Source organism: Brevibacillus sp. AG, assembly GCF_028369215.1.
Classification (GTDB): Bacteria; Bacillota; Bacilli; order Brevibacillales; family Brevibacillaceae; genus Brevibacillus; species Brevibacillus porteri.
The window spans coordinates 27453-45007 of record NZ_JAQMYO010000007.1 but is presented as its reverse complement, the minus strand read 5'-3'; the positions used below and the strand labels follow the sequence as shown (position 1 = coordinate 45007).

General features: G+C 48.7%; 18 protein-coding genes. 13 read left to right on the top strand and 5 right to left on the bottom strand.

Annotation, left to right across the window (positions count from 1 at the left end):
• Positions 1-23: 23 nt before the first annotated feature.
• Both hrpB and POF51_RS18950 read left to right on the top strand, forming a co-directional pair.
• A complete protein-coding gene (hrpB, locus tag POF51_RS18955; protein ID WP_271755896.1) occupies positions 24-2528 on the top strand; it encodes an ATP-dependent helicase HrpB in 2505 nt (834 codons plus the stop codon).
• A gap of 265 nt (positions 2529-2793) precedes the next feature.
• Positions 2794-3480 carry a DUF4386 domain-containing protein gene (locus POF51_RS18950; protein ID WP_069845804.1) on the top strand — a complete coding sequence of 229 codons (687 nt, stop codon included), beginning with the start codon at positions 2794-2796 and terminating at the stop codon, positions 3478-3480.
• Between the two features lie 16 nt (positions 3481-3496).
• On the opposite strand, the gene POF51_RS18945 is transcribed toward POF51_RS18950, so the two are convergent.
• Together POF51_RS18945 and bluB are read right to left on the bottom strand one after the other, a co-directional pair.
• On the bottom strand, positions 3497-4078 hold the full coding sequence (locus tag POF51_RS18945; RefSeq protein ID WP_069846580.1) for a Crp/Fnr family transcriptional regulator: 582 nt from the start codon (positions 4076-4078) through the stop codon (positions 3497-3499).
• Positions 4079-4158: 80 nt separating this feature from the next.
• Complete coding sequence (gene bluB / locus POF51_RS18940; protein ID WP_007727497.1) at positions 4159-4812, bottom strand: 5,6-dimethylbenzimidazole synthase; 654 nt, start codon at positions 4810-4812, stop codon at positions 4159-4161.
• 137 nt (positions 4813-4949) lie between these two features.
• Here bluB and POF51_RS18935 point away from each other — a divergent pair, with 137 nt between their 5' ends.
• Together POF51_RS18935 and POF51_RS18930 are read left to right on the top strand one after the other, a co-directional pair.
• Positions 4950-5633: a response regulator transcription factor gene (locus POF51_RS18935; RefSeq protein WP_069845802.1), complete on the top strand. Its 684-nt coding sequence runs from the start codon at positions 4950-4952 to the stop codon at positions 5631-5633.
• Positions 5599-7032 carry a HAMP domain-containing sensor histidine kinase gene (locus tag POF51_RS18930; RefSeq protein WP_069845800.1) on the top strand — a complete coding sequence of 478 codons (1434 nt, stop codon included), beginning with the start codon at positions 5599-5601 and terminating at the stop codon, positions 7030-7032. The genes POF51_RS18935 and POF51_RS18930 overlap by 35 nt, the downstream gene beginning before the upstream one ends.
• 80 nt (positions 7033-7112) lie before the next feature.
• Here POF51_RS18930 and POF51_RS18925 read toward each other — a convergent pair whose 3' ends face one another.
• Positions 7113-8087: an ABC transporter substrate-binding protein gene (locus POF51_RS18925; protein ID WP_069845798.1), complete on the bottom strand. Its 975-nt coding sequence runs from the start codon at positions 8085-8087 to the stop codon at positions 7113-7115.
• Positions 8088-8319: 232 nt separating this feature from the next.
• On the opposite strand from POF51_RS18925, the gene POF51_RS18920 reads away from it, so the two are divergent.
• The 4 genes from POF51_RS18920 to POF51_RS18905 are packed head-to-tail and all read left to right on the top strand — an operon-like array spanning position 8320 to position 12117.
• Complete coding sequence (locus POF51_RS18920; protein WP_069845796.1) at positions 8320-9915, top strand: efflux RND transporter periplasmic adaptor subunit; 1596 nt, start codon at positions 8320-8322, stop codon at positions 9913-9915.
• A gap of 4 nt (positions 9916-9919) precedes the next feature.
• Positions 9920-10651 carry an ABC transporter ATP-binding protein gene (locus POF51_RS18915; protein ID WP_069845794.1) on the top strand — a complete coding sequence of 244 codons (732 nt, stop codon included), beginning with the start codon at positions 9920-9922 and terminating at the stop codon, positions 10649-10651.
• Positions 10638-11849, top strand: coding sequence for an ABC transporter permease (locus tag POF51_RS18910; RefSeq protein WP_069845792.1), 1212 nt, complete (start codon positions 10638-10640; stop codon positions 11847-11849). Before POF51_RS18915 ends, POF51_RS18910 begins: the two co-directional genes overlap by 14 nt.
• Before the next feature lie 52 nt (positions 11850-11901).
• Complete coding sequence (locus tag POF51_RS18905; RefSeq protein WP_017250899.1) at positions 11902-12117, top strand: hypothetical protein; 216 nt, start codon at positions 11902-11904, stop codon at positions 12115-12117.
• 369 nt (positions 12118-12486) lie between these two features.
• Here the strand turns inward: POF51_RS18905 and POF51_RS18900 are convergent, their stop codons facing one another.
• Entirely contained in the window at positions 12487-12828 is a 342-nt protein-coding gene (locus POF51_RS18900) for a hypothetical protein (RefSeq protein ID WP_069845790.1), read from the bottom strand.
• Between the two features lie 216 nt (positions 12829-13044).
• On the opposite strand from POF51_RS18900, the gene POF51_RS18895 reads away from it, so the two are divergent.
• Genes POF51_RS18895 through mscL form a run of 3 tightly spaced genes read left to right on the top strand, consistent with a single transcriptional unit; the run spans position 13045 to position 15304 of the window.
• Entirely contained in the window at positions 13045-13893 is an 849-nt protein-coding gene (locus POF51_RS18895) for a nucleoside hydrolase (RefSeq protein ID WP_069845788.1), read from the top strand.
• A gap of 4 nt (positions 13894-13897) precedes the next feature.
• Positions 13898-14830, top strand: coding sequence for a nucleoside hydrolase (locus POF51_RS18890; protein ID WP_069845786.1), 933 nt, complete (start codon positions 13898-13900; stop codon positions 14828-14830).
• Positions 14831-14842: 12 nt separating this feature from the next.
• Positions 14843-15304, top strand: coding sequence for a large-conductance mechanosensitive channel protein MscL (gene mscL, locus POF51_RS18885; protein ID WP_017250903.1), 462 nt, complete (start codon positions 14843-14845; stop codon positions 15302-15304).
• Between the two features lie 36 nt (positions 15305-15340).
• On the opposite strand, the gene POF51_RS18880 is transcribed toward mscL, so the two are convergent.
• Positions 15341-16114: a YheC/YheD family protein gene (locus POF51_RS18880; protein WP_069845784.1), complete on the bottom strand. Its 774-nt coding sequence runs from the start codon at positions 16112-16114 to the stop codon at positions 15341-15343.
• Positions 16115-16280: 166 nt separating this feature from the next.
• Between POF51_RS18880 and POF51_RS18875 the strand changes: the two genes are divergently transcribed.
• Together POF51_RS18875 and POF51_RS18870 are read left to right on the top strand one after the other, a co-directional pair.
• On the top strand, positions 16281-17114 hold the full coding sequence (locus tag POF51_RS18875) for an AraC family transcriptional regulator (protein WP_069845782.1): 834 nt from the start codon (positions 16281-16283) through the stop codon (positions 17112-17114).
• Positions 17115-17193: 79 nt separating this feature from the next.
• Positions 17194-17553: an MmcQ/YjbR family DNA-binding protein gene (locus POF51_RS18870; RefSeq protein WP_069845780.1), complete on the top strand. Its 360-nt coding sequence runs from the start codon at positions 17194-17196 to the stop codon at positions 17551-17553.
• Positions 17554-17555 lie beyond the last annotated feature (2 nt).

Genomic DNA, 17555 nt, shown 5'->3' with positions numbered 1-17555 from the left:
GATTGCTCGTATGAGGTGAAAACATGAATGCATTGCCGATAAATGAAGTATTGCCAGAGCTGGTAAACACGCTGCGCAAAGAGACAAACGCAGTGTTGGTCGCTGCTCCGGGTGCGGGGAAGACGACGCGGGTACCACTGGCCTTGCGTGAAGAAGCTTGGTTACAAAATCGACGAATTGTCATGCTGGTCCCACGCCGACTGGCCGCACGTCAAGCTGCTACCTACATGGCTGCCTTGCTGGGTGAGGCAGTTGGACAAACGGTCGGATACCGGGTCAAGCGTGAATCAAGAGTAGGTCCAGACACACGGATTGAAGTGATTACAGAAGGAATTTTAACGAGAATGCTACAGGATGATCCGGAGCTATCTGATGTCGGTCTTGTTATTTTCGACGAGTTTCACGAACGGAATTTGCACGCAGATTTAGGGCTGGCCCTTAGTCTTCAGGCACAAAGCTTGTTTCGGGAAGACCTGCGAATTCTCGTGATGTCCGCTACGCTCGATGCCGAACCCGTGTCAGCCTTGCTGGGGAATGCTCCCGTTGTCAATAGTAAAGGCAGGATGTTTCCAGTGGAGACGCACTTTTTGACTTCCCCGATGGAGGGGCGTCTGGAAGAGGTCGTTGTCCAGATGATCTTCCAAGCGTTGAGACAAGAAGAGGGAGATATGCTCGTCTTTTTACCGGGAGCCAAAGAAATTCACCGCGTGCAAGAGTTGCTTGAACAAAGCGGTGTGGGCACGAACTTACGGATTGCGCCTCTTTACGGAAATTTGTCGCAGGAGGAACAAGATAAGGCGATCCAGCCCGGGAAAACAGGGGAGCGCAAAATTGTCCTCGCTACCACTATTGCCGAGACGAGCTTGACGGTCGAGGGTGTGCGCATCGTGATTGATAGTGGATTAAAACGGGTCCCGCGCTTTTCTCCACGAACAGGGATGACGAGACTGGAGACTGCAAAGGTATCGAAAGCATCTGCTGACCAACGCCGAGGAAGGGCTGGACGACTTGCGCCAGGGGTCTGCTTTCGACTGTGGACAGAGCAAGAAGATCGCATGCTCATTCCACAGCAGGCACCTGAAATCATGGAAGCGGATCTGGCTGTGCTCGCTTTGGAGCTGGCTCTATGGGGAGTCGGGTCGTCGGACGAGTTGGATTGGCTGAATCCCCCGCCGAAGGCAGCGATGGCACAGGCTCAAGAGCTGCTGCATCAACTGGGCGCATTAGATGAGAGCAAGCAGATCACACCACATGGACGAGTGCTCGCTGGGATGGGGGTACATCCGAGATTGGGCCACATGATTCAGAAAGCGAATGAACTGGGGCATGGTGAATTGGCTTGCGAGCTCGCTGTCCTCTTGGAAGAACGCGATATTGTGAGGGGGCGCCATGCTTTAGCAGATGCGGATATGCGTACGCGTGTTGAACTGCTTCGTCAGGTAGCGAACAAACAGAGTGGGGCAGTGGAGCTTCCGATTGATGTAGGAGCATGCAAAAGACTTTGGAAAGAGGCGGCGTACTTCAAACGGGTATGGATAAACAACAAGCCTAGTGACACTTCCACTCGTACAGAAGCGACGGGAAGACTGCTGGCGTTTGCGTACCCGGATCGGATTGCCCAGCGAAGGGCAGATGGACGTTATTTGCTTCGCAATGGGCGTGGGGCAGCTTTTTCCGTGCAGCAGCCACTGATTGCTTCGCCGTATATTGTGGCAGCAGAACTCGATGACCAGGGCGCAGACAGTCGGATATTACTGGCGGCTAGCGTGGCAGAAAGCGAGCTGTTGAATGATTGTACGATGCAGATTACCGAACGAATGAACGTATGGTGGGAGCATACAGCAGGGGCAGTTCGCAGCCGTAAGCAAAAACGGCTGGGGGCGATCCTGTTGGCGGATATACCTGCGGAGGCTTCGACAGATGAGGTGTTAACCGCGTTTTTGGACGGAATAAAAGAAGAAGGCTTGGAGAGTTTGCCGTGGAATCGGCAGGCGAGACAGTATCGGGAGCGTTTGTTGTTTATGCATCGTCTGGAGGAGGACTGGCCGAATGTGGAAGAGGAGGCACTGCTTACTTCCTTGGAGGAATGGCTCGCTCCCCATGTGTATGGTTTCAAAAGAAAGGAAGACTTGCAGTCGCTGACAGTGACGACGTTGCTGGAGAGTATGCTGTCATGGGAGCAGCGCAGACAACTAGACGAATACGCTCCGACTCATGTGATCGTCCCAAGCGGTTCCAAAATTCCTGTCGATTACAGTGATCCAGCGGCACCGGTGCTTTCGGTCCGGTTACAGGAGTTGTTTGGTTGGCAAGACTCTCCGAGAATAGGCAGAGGCAGAGTACCACTGACATTGCACTTGCTTTCACCAGCTCATCGTCCGGTACAAGTGACACGGGACTTGGCGAGCTTTTGGGCACATGCGTATTTTGAGGTGAAAAAAGATTTGAAGGGGCGTTATCCCAAGCATTATTGGCCAGATGATCCGCTAGCGGCAATTCCGACAAACCGAACGCGTCCACGCATATAAATCGATTCGCTAGGTATATTCGGGCATAGGGAGGGACTCGGCGTCAGGTGAAATTTCCCATTTTGCTAGTTCCATGTTCGTGAGTCACGTCAATTGTGAAACCTTCTTCGTGTTCGGGCACGTCAGGAAGATACCGTGAATCACGTACTACCCCCTCTACCTTTATTATGCTGCCTGTTGATCAGGCGGTTTTTTTTTGAAAAAATGCAGACTTGATTTAAGTCAATGACCGTCTCTAACCTTCCTCCTACAATAATACGAAACAATGCAAAACAGGAGGGGTCTGATTGCTGGTGTTTCACTTCTCATCATGGTGTTTGCTTCCTTTTTTTCTTTTGGTTTTGTTCATGGAAATCTTGTCGTAGAAGGAGATCCCAACGCAACCTTCCACAATATCCGGACATCCACTGTGCTTTTCCAAGCGGAAATTTTGGGATGGCTCATGATCCTGATCACGGACATACTCGTCGCCTGGGCTTTCTATCTCTTTTTGAAGCCAACGAATAAATACCTGTCCTTACTCGCTGCGTGGTTCCGTCTTATCTATGCGGCTGTTTTGGGAATGGCCATACTGAACCTACTCGTTGTCTTACTTCTCGCGAAAAGTGCTGTTCCGAATTCCTACTTGCCAATCGAGCAGGTTCCAGGACAAATGATGCTTTACTTGGAGGCATTTCAATCCATTTGGTCGATTGGCTTACTTATTTTTGGTGGGCATCTGATGATGATCGGGTATATGGTATTTCAATCAGAGAGTATCCCGAAAGTCATTGGCCTGTTATTGTTGCTGGCTTCCATCGGCTATATTTTCATCAACGTAAGCAACTTGTTTGATTTGCAAAATATCGAGATCATTTCAATTCTGACCACCATCTTTCAAATACCCATGATCTCAGGAGAGCTGGGCTTTGGGATCTGGTTACTGTTCAAGGGCGGGAAAGCACCCAGTTAAAGATGACGACTTGCTGCTATTTATCGACAGAGACCCTCTTTTTGATCCGACTTAACGACTCTGGCGTCATGCCAAGATAGCTCGCTAATTGATGCTGAGGCACCCGATCGATTAAGTGGGGACGTTTCTGCAAAACGGTTTTATACCGCTCTTCAGGTGTGGAAGCGATGAAGGAAGCGAACTCATCTTGTATCTCGCCAAGGTTTTCTTCTAACATCTTGCGTGACATGGTTTCCAATTGTGCGTATTTGTTGAACATGTCGCTGACGGTTTCGAGATTGCCGACAACCAATGTACAGTCTTCGAGACAAGCTAAAAAATACGCAGATGACTGATCCAGCTTACGCTGCCCCAGATTCACAATGGTTTGTTCTTCCGTGTAGAATTGGGAGGTAACTTCTTTCCCCGTTTCATCTATCGAATACTGTCTGACACATCCCTTTAGTACAAAATAACATTTCGTGGGAACATCTCCTTGTCGAAGGAGTATGGTTCCTTTTTTATATTCCTCCGTAACGATTTCTTCAACGATTGCCTGTTGTTCTTTTTCAGAAAGGATTGTAAATCTAGTTAGGTATTTCAATAGAATCTCTTTCATTTCATTTTCCTTTCCTGAAAGAAAAAGGCTCCCATGCTCGAAACGGGAACCTTTTTTCTTTGTTAGTCTTTCGTCGCGGCTTACGCCTTGCTCCCCCACTGCTCCCGATAAATCAACTGTTGCAGATCCTCGCGTTGTCTCCATTGGTGTAGCTCCAAGAGTGGACGTTCCGGATAGTGATCCGTGTAGCCGATCGACAGCAATGCGACTGGATCGATATGCGGCGGTATGTTTAGGATACGACGCACGTCGGCCTTCTTGTAAAAACTGACCCAGCCCATCGCCAAATCTTCTGCGTAGGCAGCCAGCCACATGTTTTGGATCGCACAGCTGACAGACATGATATCTGTTTCCGGGATGGAATTGCGTCCAAGTACATGGTCTCCGCCACGTGTAGGATCACAAGTGACACAGATGGTGACAGGCGCTTCCTTGATCCCTTGAATTTTCAACTCTAAAAAGGTCGACTCTCGTCCCGTACCTTCGTAGTGGATGGCTAGCGCCCGGCGTTCTTTATCCGCACATTCTGCGAGAGCTTGTTTGGTTGCGTCATCTTCTACCAGGACAAAATTCCAAGGCTGCATGAATCCGACAGAAGGAGCATGGTGGGCAGCAGCCAAGATCATGGCGAGCTTTTCTGGGGCGACAGGGTCTTGACGAAAGCTACGGATATCGCGACGATTGCTGATGGCTTTATACAAACCGTTTTTTTCTTCCGCGGTTAAGCGTTTCATGAGAAAAACCTCCCTATTTGCATTCAGGTCTCTTTATTTTACTTACAAAGTATGCTTCCTTCCAGACATCTGCTTGACATATTCATGTCCTACGCTAAAGGGGAGAGTAGTCCGAGCAGAGGGGAGAGAGTACGAGCATGCAAAACATCTTAATCGTGGAAGACGAGTTACCCATCTCTCGGGTATTGAAGGCGTACTTGGAAAAAAACAATTTTCAGGTCGAACAGGCATTTAACGGCGAGGAAGCAGAGCGGAAGTTTGATTCACTCAATCCTGCGCTCGTCTTGCTGGATGTGATGCTGCCTGGACGAAGCGGATGGAGTATTCTCGAATATATTCGGGCGAAAAGCTCGTGTCCCGTCATCATGCTGACAGCGTTGGGACAAATCGATAACAAGCTGGCGGGCTTGAACAAAGGCGCCGATGACTATATCACCAAGCCCTTTATTGCCGACGAAGTGGTCGCTCGCGTACATGCGGTATTACGTCGTCCGAAACAATTGATAGAAGGCGATCATGTGAAGCAGTTCGGTAGTCTGAAAGTCGACTTCAAGGCGTATTCTGTCATGCTGCACGGCATCGAACTGGCGTTTACGCCTAAGGACTTGTGCCTGTTTCTTTTTTTGGCACAGTACAAAAACCAGACATTCACCAGAGAACAGCTCATCGAGCAGGTGTGGGGGATGGATTACGAAGGAAGTGATCGCGCAGTAGACCTCGCGATCAAACGCATCCGGCGATCCTTGGAGAATTGGCCGACATCCGAAGGGGAAATCCGTACCTATCGTGGCTTGGGCTACAAGCTGTGTGTATATGAGTGATAAAAAACGCACCTCTTTATTTCGGTATTGGACGACGCGATACCTGATCATCTTGTGTATCGGCCTTTTCGTGATCGGGATTGCCTCCAGTTATTGGATTTCTTATAGCGAAACTCAAAAACGCCTTGATTTTATGAGACTGATGGCGGCGGAAGTAGCGGATCGGGTCGTTGATGTGGAAGGCAAGGTAAAAATGGCTCCGTTCTTGTTTCGTATAGTGGACAGTCGCCAGGAGTCACTCGGAGTCAATTACAAGCCTATTATGATGATTTTAGATGAACACAAGCAACCAGTATTTGGCGTACCAGGTCCTTTTTCTGGGGAGCTGAAGCGCATCGCGCCTGATTTGGTGGAAGCGGATGACAGCCTGTCACGGTTTGAGCTTGCGCGGGGCGAAGAAGTGCTTTTCGTGAAGGAAAGCATTAAGGTTGATGAGCGAGTGGTTGGCTGGGTCATGCTGTTCACCCCACAAAAACAGGTGATTCGAAGCATGACGGAATTCCAGTTGCTCGCGATCATGCTTCTGGGTCTCGGCTTACTTGGCTGGCTCGTCATTTATTTGCTGACGAAAAAGCTGTCTCAGCCGATTAAGGATGTGGCGGACGCTGCCAAGCAAATCGTGCTGGGGAACTACGAGATTCAATTGGATAAAAACAAGCGCGAACAAGAAGTGTATGAGCTGATCCATTCCTTTGAAGAAATGGCAGAACGACTGAAGCAGCTGGAAATGATGCGTACCGAGCTCTTGGCAGGGGTAACCCATGAACTCAAAACACCTGTTACATCCATCAGTGGGCTGGTACAAGCCGTGAGGGAAGAGGTTGTGAGCGGTGAGGAAGCCAAGGAGTTTTTGGATATTTGTACGAATGAAACGGCACGTTTGCAAAAGATGGTAGAGGATTTGCTCGATTTTAACTCTTTTGCTGTCGGTGACATTCGCATTCGCAGGCAACCTCAAAACATACAAGAGCTGATCCGGGAAATTACGCACCAATGGGAAATTGTGCAGGAAGAAGAGAAGCTAAGCTTGCACATCGAAAATGCCTCTGATCCGATTTGGATAGAGACCGATCCACTGCGTGTGCAGCAAATCATGTACAATCTCCTAAACAATGCGGCACAAGCGATGGAATCGGAGGGGCAGATTCTCGTGTCGCTATCTGCAACAACAGATGAGATTCGCATTGACGTGAAGGACAATGGACGTGGGGTACCGCTTGAAGAACAGTCTTTGATATTCGAGCGATTCTACCGAGGCGAGGACAAGAAGCACATCATCCGTGGGCTTGGGCTTGGTCTGTCTTTTAGCAGAATGATTGCCCAAGCGTTAGGGGGTAGGTTGACCCTGACAGAAAGTACCTCGTCGGGAAGCACATTCACCTTGATTTTGCGTAAATAACATACGTATGGACAAAAAGCGACCAGGTTAGCTCCGGTCGCTTTTTTATACATCATGGACAACCCAAAGACCGCGATACGTTATTTTACAAATTCCAAGACCTGATCAATGATGTGATTGGCCCCAATCGGAGTAACGCCACGATTCCACAGTTGTTGTTCCACGATATAAACCTGATTTTTTTGAACAGCGGAGAGTCCTTTCCATACCGCTGAGTTTTTCATTTCAGCCAATTTATCTTTTGCTTCTTTTTCTACATTCTCCATCAAAAAGATATGGTCTGGATTCAAGGCTGGCAGCTCTTCAAAAGAAATCGGCATCATCGGCTTGTTACCTTCCAGTTTCACCCCTTGTAGATCCAGTTCCTGATGAATGATTCTCCCGATACGTGTATCGTCGACCCCATATACTCGAAGCTCCTTTGGCATGACACGCATGACGACAAATACTTCATTGCCCGCGCGCTTATCCAATTCTATTTTGGCAGCCTCTACCTTGTCCAAATATTTCTTCAGTTCTTGTTGTGCCAGCTTCTCTTTTCCTACGATTTTACCGAACTCTAGAAGCATTTGACGCCAGTCTCCTTGCAGTTCACTACTTATGAATATCGTAGGGGCAATTTGGCGCAGTTGGTCGGCAACTTTTTCATGGGAAGGTCCAAAAGCGATAATCAGGTCGGGTTCAGACTCTAGCAGGCGCTCCATGTTCAACGACTCTGAGCTGCCAATGGGAATGACACCTTCCATCTCTTTGGCGATATAGGGTAAAAACTGATCATTCACTAAGGAAGTAGTGGCTGCGTAAGGCTTTATTCCAAGCGTTAATAACGGATCAGAGAAATAGTCGAGCAAAACGGCAATTTTTTTGGGGCTGGCTGGGATCTCCACGTCCGAATAAGCATCTTTATAGGTTCGAGTGAGCAGGGACTGACTTTCTGTCTGTTCGTTGGCGCTTTGTTCCTTTGGCGAAGCAGTAGAGCCACATCCTGAAATATGTAAAATGACTGCTAAAAGGAGGAGGAGAAAAAATAGCCTCAACTGGAATGTACGATACATGGGAATAACCTCCTAATGAAAAATGTTGGAATCAATATTGATTATCATTATCAATTGAATTCGAGCTAATTATAGGGTGACTTTATTCGATCGTCAATATTTACTGAGAATCGTTCTCTTTTATTGTGTCCAGTATGAATTCATCTGACTTTTCCCTGACGTATTCGTTCCGTATAGTGATCGCAACCAAAATGACAAGTCTTCAATCAAGTAGACGGTAGGAGGACTACGAGTGACACAAATGGAGAAAAAGCGAACGTTGTTTTCGAAGGTAGGAAGCAACAAGAAAAGACGGATGGTTGGTATATTGGCTGTCGGAGCCGTGGTCATTTCAGGTGGAATATTCGGCTACCAGTCGTTTTTTCCCTCACAAACGGCGCAGGCCGCTTTTCAAGTGGAGACGGTAAAAAGGGGAGACATCTCAGAAGTCGTGCAGGCATCAGGCACTGTCCAGGCTTCCAAGCGCTCGGCTCTCTCGTTTTCCGATGCAGAAGAAGCCAAGGATGCGATCTCTACCATTCAGGTCGGCGTTGGTGATGCTGTGAAGGCAGGGCAAGTTCTGGCGACGATGGACGATTCCGTAGCGAGAATCCAGGTGACCAATGCGGAAGCCAATCTTTTATCGGCACAAGCCAAGCTAGAAGAGGCACAAAAGCGGAAGAGTCCTGCTGAAATCACTTCTTTGCAAGCCACCGTCAATCAGACCAAGAACGAGTGGGAGCTCGCAAAGCAAAACATTGACGGGAAAAAAGCGACGAATGACGTGGAGAAGGCAAAGGCAAATTTGGAGAGTGCCCAAAAGACATACACTTCCCAGAAAGCACTGTTTGCGGCAGGTGCGATTGCCAAGAGTGAATTCGACAGTGCCCAGTCCTCGTTGGACCAAGCTCAGCGCGATTACAACTCGGCAGTCTTGACAGCCGGACAGACGACAGGGCAGGCCAGTGTGAAGGTAGAGCAGGCATTGGCTGCGTATCAAACAGCGCAAGAAGCGTTGCAGGAAGCGAATGAAGGACCCGATGCCGCTACAGTATTATCGGCCAAAGCAGCGGTGGAACAGGCAAAAGCGGGGCTGCAACAAGCACAAAAGGCATGGAGGGCTGTCACCTTGAAAGCACCGATGGACGGAGTGATCGTCCAAGTGAATGGTAATGTAGGCGAAATACCCGGCAATGATTTCATTATCATGGATAATTCGAATAGCGGAGACTTAGAGGTATTGGCCCAGATTAGCCAGAGTGACATCGGAAAAGTGCAGGAAGGCTTGCCTGTGACGTTTACGACTAGTTCTTATGCGGACGAGACGTTCCGTGGAAAAGTTAAGCTGATCTATCCAGAAGCGAAAACCGACGCTGGAGTCACCACTTACGATGTGCTTTTGTCTGTGGCAAATCAGGATAACAAATTGAAGATCGGGATGACGATGAACGTCGCGATCGAAAGAGGTACTCATAAAAATGTGCTTGTGGTACCTGCGCAAGCGCTGCAAACGCAAAATGGCAAAGATGGCGTGTATGTGCTAAGAGATGCTGCTGCACAACAAGCCGGTGAAGGAGCGGAAGGGAATCAGGCTGAGGCGAAGCAAGCGAATAACCGCAGTGGAGGCAGGGAAGGCAGAGCAAATATGCCGTATCGATTTGTTCCGATCAAAATGGGGTACTTCACTGCCGATCAGGTAGAAGTGACGGAGGGGCTTACCGAAGGAGAGCGTGTCGTTATCCTCGTGAATACACAGACCTCATCTGGAACGAGTCAAAATGGAAATCGAATGGGCGGCGGCGGTATGCCGGGATTCGGCGGAATGGGCGTCCAGATAAGGGGACGGTAGGCAGATGAAACCGGTCATTCAAATAGAAGAGCTCAAAAAACAGTACGTCATCGGAGATCAGGAGATTTATGCGCTCAGAGGTGTCAGCTTGTCGATTGAGGAAGGGGATTTCGTGGCCATCATGGGGCCCTCCGGTTCAGGCAAGTCTTCCATGATGAATGTGATTGGCTGTCTGGATAAGCCCACCTCGGGAGAATTTTTTTTAGACGGCTATCCTGTATCACAAGCACATGACGATGAATTGGCGGTCATCCGCAATCAAAAAATCGGCTTTGTTTTTCAAAATTTTAATCTGTTGCCACGTACAACCGCAGTTGAAAATGTAGAGCTGCCTCTATTATATGGAGGCACGCCTGCACGGGAACGAAGAGAAAAAGCCATCCGGGCATTAACGAGTGTCGGGCTGGCAGAGCGATTGAACAACAAGCCCAATGAGCTGTCAGGTGGACAGCAGCAACGCGTGTCGATCGCGCGAGCTCTCGTCAATGATCCCGTCATCTTGCTGGCAGATGAGCCGACAGGGGCGCTGGACACAAATACGAGTGAAGAGATCATGGGTATTTTTCAAAAGCTGAACGATGCAGGTAAAACGGTTATTTTGGTGACACATGAACCTGATATTGCGGAGTATGCCAAGAGGATCGTCCGATTTCGTGATGGGCAAATCATCGCGGATGAAGTGGTGGAGGATCGCAGGAGGGTGTCGATGGAGGGTAGAGCAGATGAGCTTTATTGAATGTGTACGCATTTCATTTCGCAGCATCAGGGCAAATGGCTTGCGCTCCGTTCTCACGATGCTGGGAATCATCATCGGTGTGGCTGCTGTTATCGCGATGGTGGCGATCGGAGAAGGGACTTCCACGTCTGTTACATCACAGATCAATGGTTTAGGGAGCAACCTGCTGATTGTCTCACCTGGTCAGGCGACACAAGGTAGGGTAAGCCTTGGGGCTGGCTCTCTGAATACGTTGACGATGGCAGATGCAGAAACCATGATGCAAAAAGAGTCCATATCGGGTGTGGCTCCCAGCGTCAATGCGCGGGGCCAGATTGTCTGGGGAAGCAATAACTATTCCAGTACGCTCGAGGGGACGTCAGCCGATTTCCCTCAGGTGAGGAATGTAGAAATAGGACAAGGGCGTTTCTTTAGCAACTTTGAAGTGAAGATGCAATACAACGTGGCTGTCGTGGGGACAGAGGTGGTCAGCAACCTGTTTAAAGGAGCGAATCCAGTGGGGCAAACCGTTCAGATCAACCGTATTCCCTTTACGATCATCGGCGTATTGCAGAGCCAGGGAAGTACAGGCATGACAAACAACGACGATCGGATCATCATTCCGATTACCACTGCGATGAACAGGTTGACCGGAGATAAAAATGTAGGCTCGATCTACGTCTCGGCAGCATCGTCGGACTTGATGGAGAAGGCACAACAAGATATTCAGCAAGCCCTTCGTGCCAATCACAAGCTACGGCCTCAAGCTGCCGATGATTTCCGCATTACGTCTCAATCAGACATTTTAAGCACAGCACAGTCAGTCTCCAGCTCGATGACCGCGCTCTTATCTGGCATTGCTGCTATCTCGCTGATTGTTGGCGGGATCGGCGTAATGAACATTATGCTTGTATCAGTCACGGAGCGGACACGGGAGATCGGGATTCGCAAGGCGATTGGAGCCAAGCGGGGAGATATTCTCCGCCAGTTTTTGATCGAAGCGGTTACGCTTAGCCTGATTGGCGGGGTGATTGGTATTGCCTTAGGGGTAGGGGCTGCGTTATTGGTTAGCAAGCTCGGTCAGATGGCGACCTCCATTAGTCTGTCGCCGATCATGTATGCATTTTTGACGTCCACATTGGTTGGTGTCATTTTTGGTGTGTATCCGGCGAGAAAAGCAGCACAGCTCAAACCAATTGACGCACTGCGGTATGAGTGAGTGTGTAATTTTACCAATCCGGGCATACTAGCCGTGAGAGGTGTTGGTGCTGATGGAAAAAAGCGTTCAATTTTCCGTACCATGGCGAGAAGCGACACGCATTGTGAAAAGGATCAAAACAAGCAAATTGCGTTATTTTGTCAGACAACAAGAGGGCAAGACCAGTGTTGCGTTCGTCTTTCCTCGAGTTAGCGTCAGCCAATATGTCTATTTGTATATCATTTTTGGACCTAGAGCTGCTGATGTGCTCAACAACGATAGCAAATAGAATGATCCCTGATGGCCCGAGCAGGCGTCAGGGATTTGCAATAATTCACAGGAAAACAAAACCTGACACTTTTCGATAGGACTGTTTCATAGTACAATTCCAATATGAACGAACTTGGGGAAGTTCGGGATGGCGGCACCCAATCTGTGCAGAAGGGCCGCCTCTTTTTTTGCTAATGTACAAATGTTCGTTTTCGACAGCATTTTTACTCATAGGATATATTAGGTACAAATACCTGAATATACAGCTAGAACGAGTGAGTAGTTGGATATAAAATGAGCGTATTCACGTGAATACAACGTACTACTCTCTCCCAAGATTTGATCTTGGGGTTTTTTTTTGTCAAAATGCATGAAAAAAAGCCGTTTCTCATAACGGCTCTGTTATCGATAGAGTAGGTTGAAAGCTTCCTTTTAGCAAGGCATCAATCAATTGCTCCTGTGTGAGAGAAATCGTGATGCCCATCCCAGGTAGATCGACAGAAAAAACATTCCCTCGGTACAAATACCAAAGATCGCCTGTCGGCTCAATGGAATAGACGTGTATATTTTTCTGTGAATGCTGGCCTGCTTTCTGGATTTCCCGCAACGCTGTAAATAGTTCTCCCCATACAGGCAGATAAGGCTTCGTTTGGTGCTGTACAATCGCTTGAATCAGTAGGTTTTTCACGAGAGAAATAGCATCCATGGTTGAGTGGTTCAACGAAAGCATGACCGTTATACTCCTTTTGCATGGCTTGGCGCATTAGTCTTGTGTGATGGCGATTTTTGTCGAAGTTATGAATAAGTGTAAAATAGTTATCAGTTCGATGCAAGAGAAGAGAAGGTAGAGATGAGTATTTGGATATTTGACGGTTGCTGCTGATTTGGATAGCATAGGAAAAGCGGTTTTGACAAATGGCAATAGCGAGAAGCGGGAGATGAGATTGTGGCAAAAAAACACCGATTGATCATCGAGTTTTGCGGTGGATTTGGACAAGGGCTGGCCTTGCTGTATGCTTTGCGGTCGCCTGATGTTCAAGTGGCAGGAATCATTTGCAGCGACACGCAGTCAAGCTTGGCTAGCAAGCTGATTGATTTTGCACAGCCAGGCTATGAAATTCCAATCGCTACAGGTGCCAAGCAACCGCTTTTCTCGGGAACGATAGAGACGACCACCTCGGAAGGTGTACGGCTCCTTGCAGAAAACACGCAGGATGAGGAAAGTGACTTGACGCTCGTGACATTTGACCGTTTGACGACGCTAGCTTTGGCTGTCACGCGTGATCCATTGTTGGCGCGTAAATTTACGCGAATTGTGGTGCAGGGTGGAGCCATACGCGTACCAGGAGACGTTACGGCCATTGCTGAAACAAACATGCATGGTGATCCAGAAGCAGCTGCGTTCGTTTTGGCAGCCCGCTTGCCGCTGGTGCTTGTTCCATTAGATACAACCAGCTCGTTTCGTTTGACGGAAGAGCAAGTACATATGCTGGGAAGTCTCGCACAAGCAGTTGGCCTGATCGATAGAACGACGATGTCAGACATGCAATTCGCCGCTTCCGCTCGTGCGCTCCATGCATGGGTAGCGATGCTCGCAGCTCTCTCTCCAGAAAAGATGCGGATGGAGCAGATGAAGCTCTCAGTCGAATGCAAAAGCGAATGGTCACGCGGTGCTATTCTAGCCGATCTACGGGCGAAACCGAGTGTAGGAACCGATACGGCCGTATGTGTTGAAGTTGAGAGAGAAGAGGCAGAGCGCTGGCTGCAAACCGTTTTGGATCAGGGAGGGGTATAAGCGCATGGAAAAAATCATTTTGGATGTCGATACCGGGATTGATGATGCGCTGGCGATTGCTTATGCCGTTCACTCGCCTGCTCTTGAAGTGTGTGGGATTACCACGACTTTTGGCAATATTACGGTGGAGGAAGCAACACGCAATACCTTACAGGTGCTAGAGCTGCTGGGTGCCTCTGCGATTCCTGTCTACCAGGGGGCATCGAAGCCGATTGTTCGCGACCTCACAGGAAAAGCAAGGCTGTTCCACGGTGAAAACGGGTTAGGCAATGTCGTCCTTCCTGAGCCATCCACAACGGATCAGCCACAGTGTGCCACACAATATCTCATCTCTACGATAAAGGAACATCCTCACGAAGTGACACTCGTGACCGTCGGGAGCATGACCAATCTGGCGCAGGCGATTATGGCTGCTCCAGAAATCGTATCCCTTGTCAAAAGAGTGGTCGTGATGGGAGGAGCTGTAACAGTGCCGGGGAATCGCACACCTGTAGCAGAGGCGAATATTTGCGCCGATCCGGAAGCCGCAGCGTATGTCTTCCAGTCTGGTATTCCAGTGACGTTGGTAGGCCTGGATGTGACGATGCAAACGCTGCTTACCCGCGAGCACTTGCAGGAATGGAGAGCGAAGGATACACGCTTGAGCCATGTTTTCTCGGATATGTGCGAGGTGTACATGAATGCCTACGCCACAGTGGGTAATTTGCGCGGCTGCGGTCTGCATGATCCATTGGCGGTAGGTGTCGTCATTGATCCGACGTTTGTGAAGGCAGTCCCGATGCATGTTGCGGTAGATACGTCCGGGGGAGTCAGTGATGCCCGTACGATTGGAGACAGACGGGAGCATCCAGCGCAGCCGCCGAATGTGGACGTGTGCCTGGAGGTTGACCATGAGCGCTTTGTCAGCCATTTTTTACAGAATGTATTAGGAAATTAGGAGGTAGTTATTGTGTTAAAAGAGTTTAAAGAGTTTGCTTTAAAAGGAAATGTGATGGATCTCGCTGTCGGTGTCGTGATCGGTGGGGCTTTTGGTAAAATTGTTACCTCCCTCGTTAATGACATCATTACCCCATTGATTGGGATGCTTTTGGGCAAGGTCGATTTCTCCGGTCTCTTCATCAATTTGAGCGGAGTTCCTTATAAGACGATCGCTGAAGCAAAATTAGCTAAAGCTGCAACGCTGAACTACGGGTTGTTCATCAATTCCGTCCTTGATTTTGTCATTATCGCTTTTTCTATTTTTATCGTCATCAAGCAGCTCAACCGCTTCAAGCGCAAACAAGAAGTGGAGAAAGCACCTGAGACAACGAAAGAGTGCCCGCATTGCATTTCGGCTATTCCGATCAAGGCTACACGTTGCCCGAACTGCACCTCCATGCTGGAGACAAAAGGAACATTGGCACACGAATAAGACAAATACACGAATCAAACGAACAGAGGAGGGCGATTATGCCTTCCTCTGTTTTCGTTTCACGCGGTTTTTATACTGAGAGTGAAGTCTTTTAATCGTATGGTAATAGGTCTTGTCTTTGAGCTTGGCAAACAACCCATGGGATGGAAAGTCGTAATTGACCTCAATAATGGAGAGGCTTCCGGCTTTATCAATGGCAAAATCAACGCCGATTTGCGCACTGTGCCGATATTTATTAAAGTGGGCACATACACGGTGACTGATTTGGATCAAATCAGAGATGACACTTTTCAATTTGGCCAGCTCGACTGCTCCAGATTTTTTCAAGGCATGCGGGACTGTGACGACATATCCGCCGCCACGAGCGACATTGGTAATAATACTGTCGGAACCGGCTACCTTGGCTAGCATGCCGGCATACTGCCATTTGCCTAATCCATTGCGCATCATCATGACGCGAATATCAAAGGGGCGGCCGTCGATTTCAGCTAAATCCAGCCCTTTTTGGATGACATAAATTTTTTCTGTGCACAGGCTGGTGAGCTGTTGCTTCAAGTCTGCCAAGGTCATAGCGTGCATCGGCTCTCCACGTTCCTTGACGAACTGGTAGCCCCCGTCGTCCGTTTTCCAGACACGGATAATGCCTTTTCCCATATGGGTTCGCGTCGGTTTGATATAGACGGTAGAATACTTCGCTACATACGAGTCCAAATGTGCAGGCTGATACAAGGAAGTAGGCGGGAGGTAAGGGCGAATGTGCGGACTTTTTGAAAAGAACTGATGAAGTTTCCACTTGGAAGAAGAGATCACACCATGCACCTCACTTTCGAAAAATCCATTCGTCCTAACATATGCAACTACATTCACGACCGTTTTTGCTGGCTCTCGATGAGACTGGCGTTTTTCAAAAAATGCCGAGGAGTGAGAAGGATTTAGAAAGTTGTGGGGGAATATATGTTCTAATCATTGGACAAGGATGGCGAAAATCATGCGGCAATATCGCCCAGTGCAACCTCCGACTCTGGAACGAGCGAACGTCCAAAATGAGTACCGTTACCGAGAATACATGCCCAGCAAAAGTCTGGCGAACTATATCGCCTGCTACTGGACCTCAGAGTACAACGGGGAGGGTATCGCACGTATGAGCCGAGTCATTCCGGATGGATGCGTCGATATCATTTTCAATCTCGGAGCTACTTCTGTAAAGAAGGGGGCATTTCTAACGGGACTGATGCGGACGTACGAAGACATGCTAGTAACCGAACCACAATCCTTGATCGGCATTCGGTTTTACGTTGAGGGAGCAGCTCGCTTTTTGCGCTACCCCGTCGCCATGATCAACGGCCATCATCCCCATCTGCAAGACATCTGGGGCAAAGAGGCGGATGAGGTGATAGAGGGCTTGCTCGAAGCTTCCGACACGGCGGAGCGGATCGCTTGGTTGGAGCAGGAGCTAATCAAACGATTATGGATGGATGATCCAGCAGACCAGTTGCTATTGACAAGCATGAACTATTTATATGAATACAGAGGAAATCTTTCCATGGCTGCGCTCGCCGAGAAAGTGAATTACAGTGAGAGAACCTTGCGCAGGACGTTTCAACAACAGTTGGGTATGAGCCCGAAGGAACTGGGCCGAATCATTCAATTTCAAGGGCTACTGCAAATGCTGGCTAAAGGAACACGCACTTCGTTTACAGATGCAGCTCTCCAATGTGGCTATTACGATCAGTCGCACTTGATCAAGAGCTTTCACACTTTTTACGGTGTAGCTCCCAGTAAGATTGTCTCGCCAGATCGTACGAATTGATAGTCTTGAAAAGTTGTCCGTTTTTTACAATCTTCTTTTTGCGAGACGCGTTACCCTATAGAAAGGATGGTGAATTCATGTGAATGAACAAACATTAGATACATACTGCCGGAAGCAGCCCGGTGCCACTCATGACTATCAGATGGATTGGGAATGCGATCGCTACCATGTCGGAGGCAAAATATTTGCCATGATCGGAGGCGATTCCAAAGGTGTTCGCATCCTCACCTTGAAATGCGATCCGATGCGTGCGGAGGAATTGCGCGAGACCTATGAAGGGATCGTACCCGGCTATCACATGAATAAATCCCATTGGAATTCTGTCTACTTGGACGCTGCCATTCCCGAAGGTTTATGGGAAAGGATGATCGAGCATGCGTACGAAACGGTGCTCCAAAAACTGCCTAAGCGCGTCCAGCAAGAAATCAAGAGCGAATAGGA

Excerpts from the sequence above, each read along its gene's own strand:
- hrpB (WP_271755896.1), top strand. The coding sequence starts at position 24 with ATGAATGCATTGCCGATAAATGAAGTATTGCCAGAGCTGGTAAACACG.
- POF51_RS18950 (WP_069845804.1), top strand. The coding sequence starts at position 2,794 with ATGCAAAACAGGAGGGGTCTGATTGCTGGTGTTTCACTTCTCATCATG.
- POF51_RS18945 (WP_069846580.1), bottom strand. The coding sequence starts at position 4,078 with ATGAAAGAGATTCTATTGAAATACCTAACTAGATTTACAATCCTTTCT.
- bluB (WP_007727497.1), bottom strand. The coding sequence starts at position 4,812 with ATGAAACGCTTAACCGCGGAAGAAAAAAACGGTTTGTATAAAGCCATC.
- POF51_RS18935 (WP_069845802.1), top strand. The coding sequence starts at position 4,950 with ATGCAAAACATCTTAATCGTGGAAGACGAGTTACCCATCTCTCGGGTA.
- POF51_RS18925 (WP_069845798.1), bottom strand. The coding sequence starts at position 8,087 with ATGTATCGTACATTCCAGTTGAGGCTATTTTTTCTCCTCCTCCTTTTA.
- POF51_RS18915 (WP_069845794.1), top strand. The coding sequence starts at position 9,920 with ATGAAACCGGTCATTCAAATAGAAGAGCTCAAAAAACAGTACGTCATC.
- POF51_RS18910 (WP_069845792.1), top strand. The coding sequence starts at position 10,638 with ATGAGCTTTATTGAATGTGTACGCATTTCATTTCGCAGCATCAGGGCA.
- POF51_RS18905 (WP_017250899.1), top strand. The coding sequence starts at position 11,902 with ATGGAAAAAAGCGTTCAATTTTCCGTACCATGGCGAGAAGCGACACGC.
- POF51_RS18900 (WP_069845790.1), bottom strand. The coding sequence starts at position 12,828 with ATGCTTTCGTTGAACCACTCAACCATGGATGCTATTTCTCTCGTGAAA.
- POF51_RS18890 (WP_069845786.1), top strand. The coding sequence starts at position 13,898 with ATGGAAAAAATCATTTTGGATGTCGATACCGGGATTGATGATGCGCTG.
- POF51_RS18875 (WP_069845782.1), top strand. The coding sequence starts at position 16,281 with ATGGCGAAAATCATGCGGCAATATCGCCCAGTGCAACCTCCGACTCTG.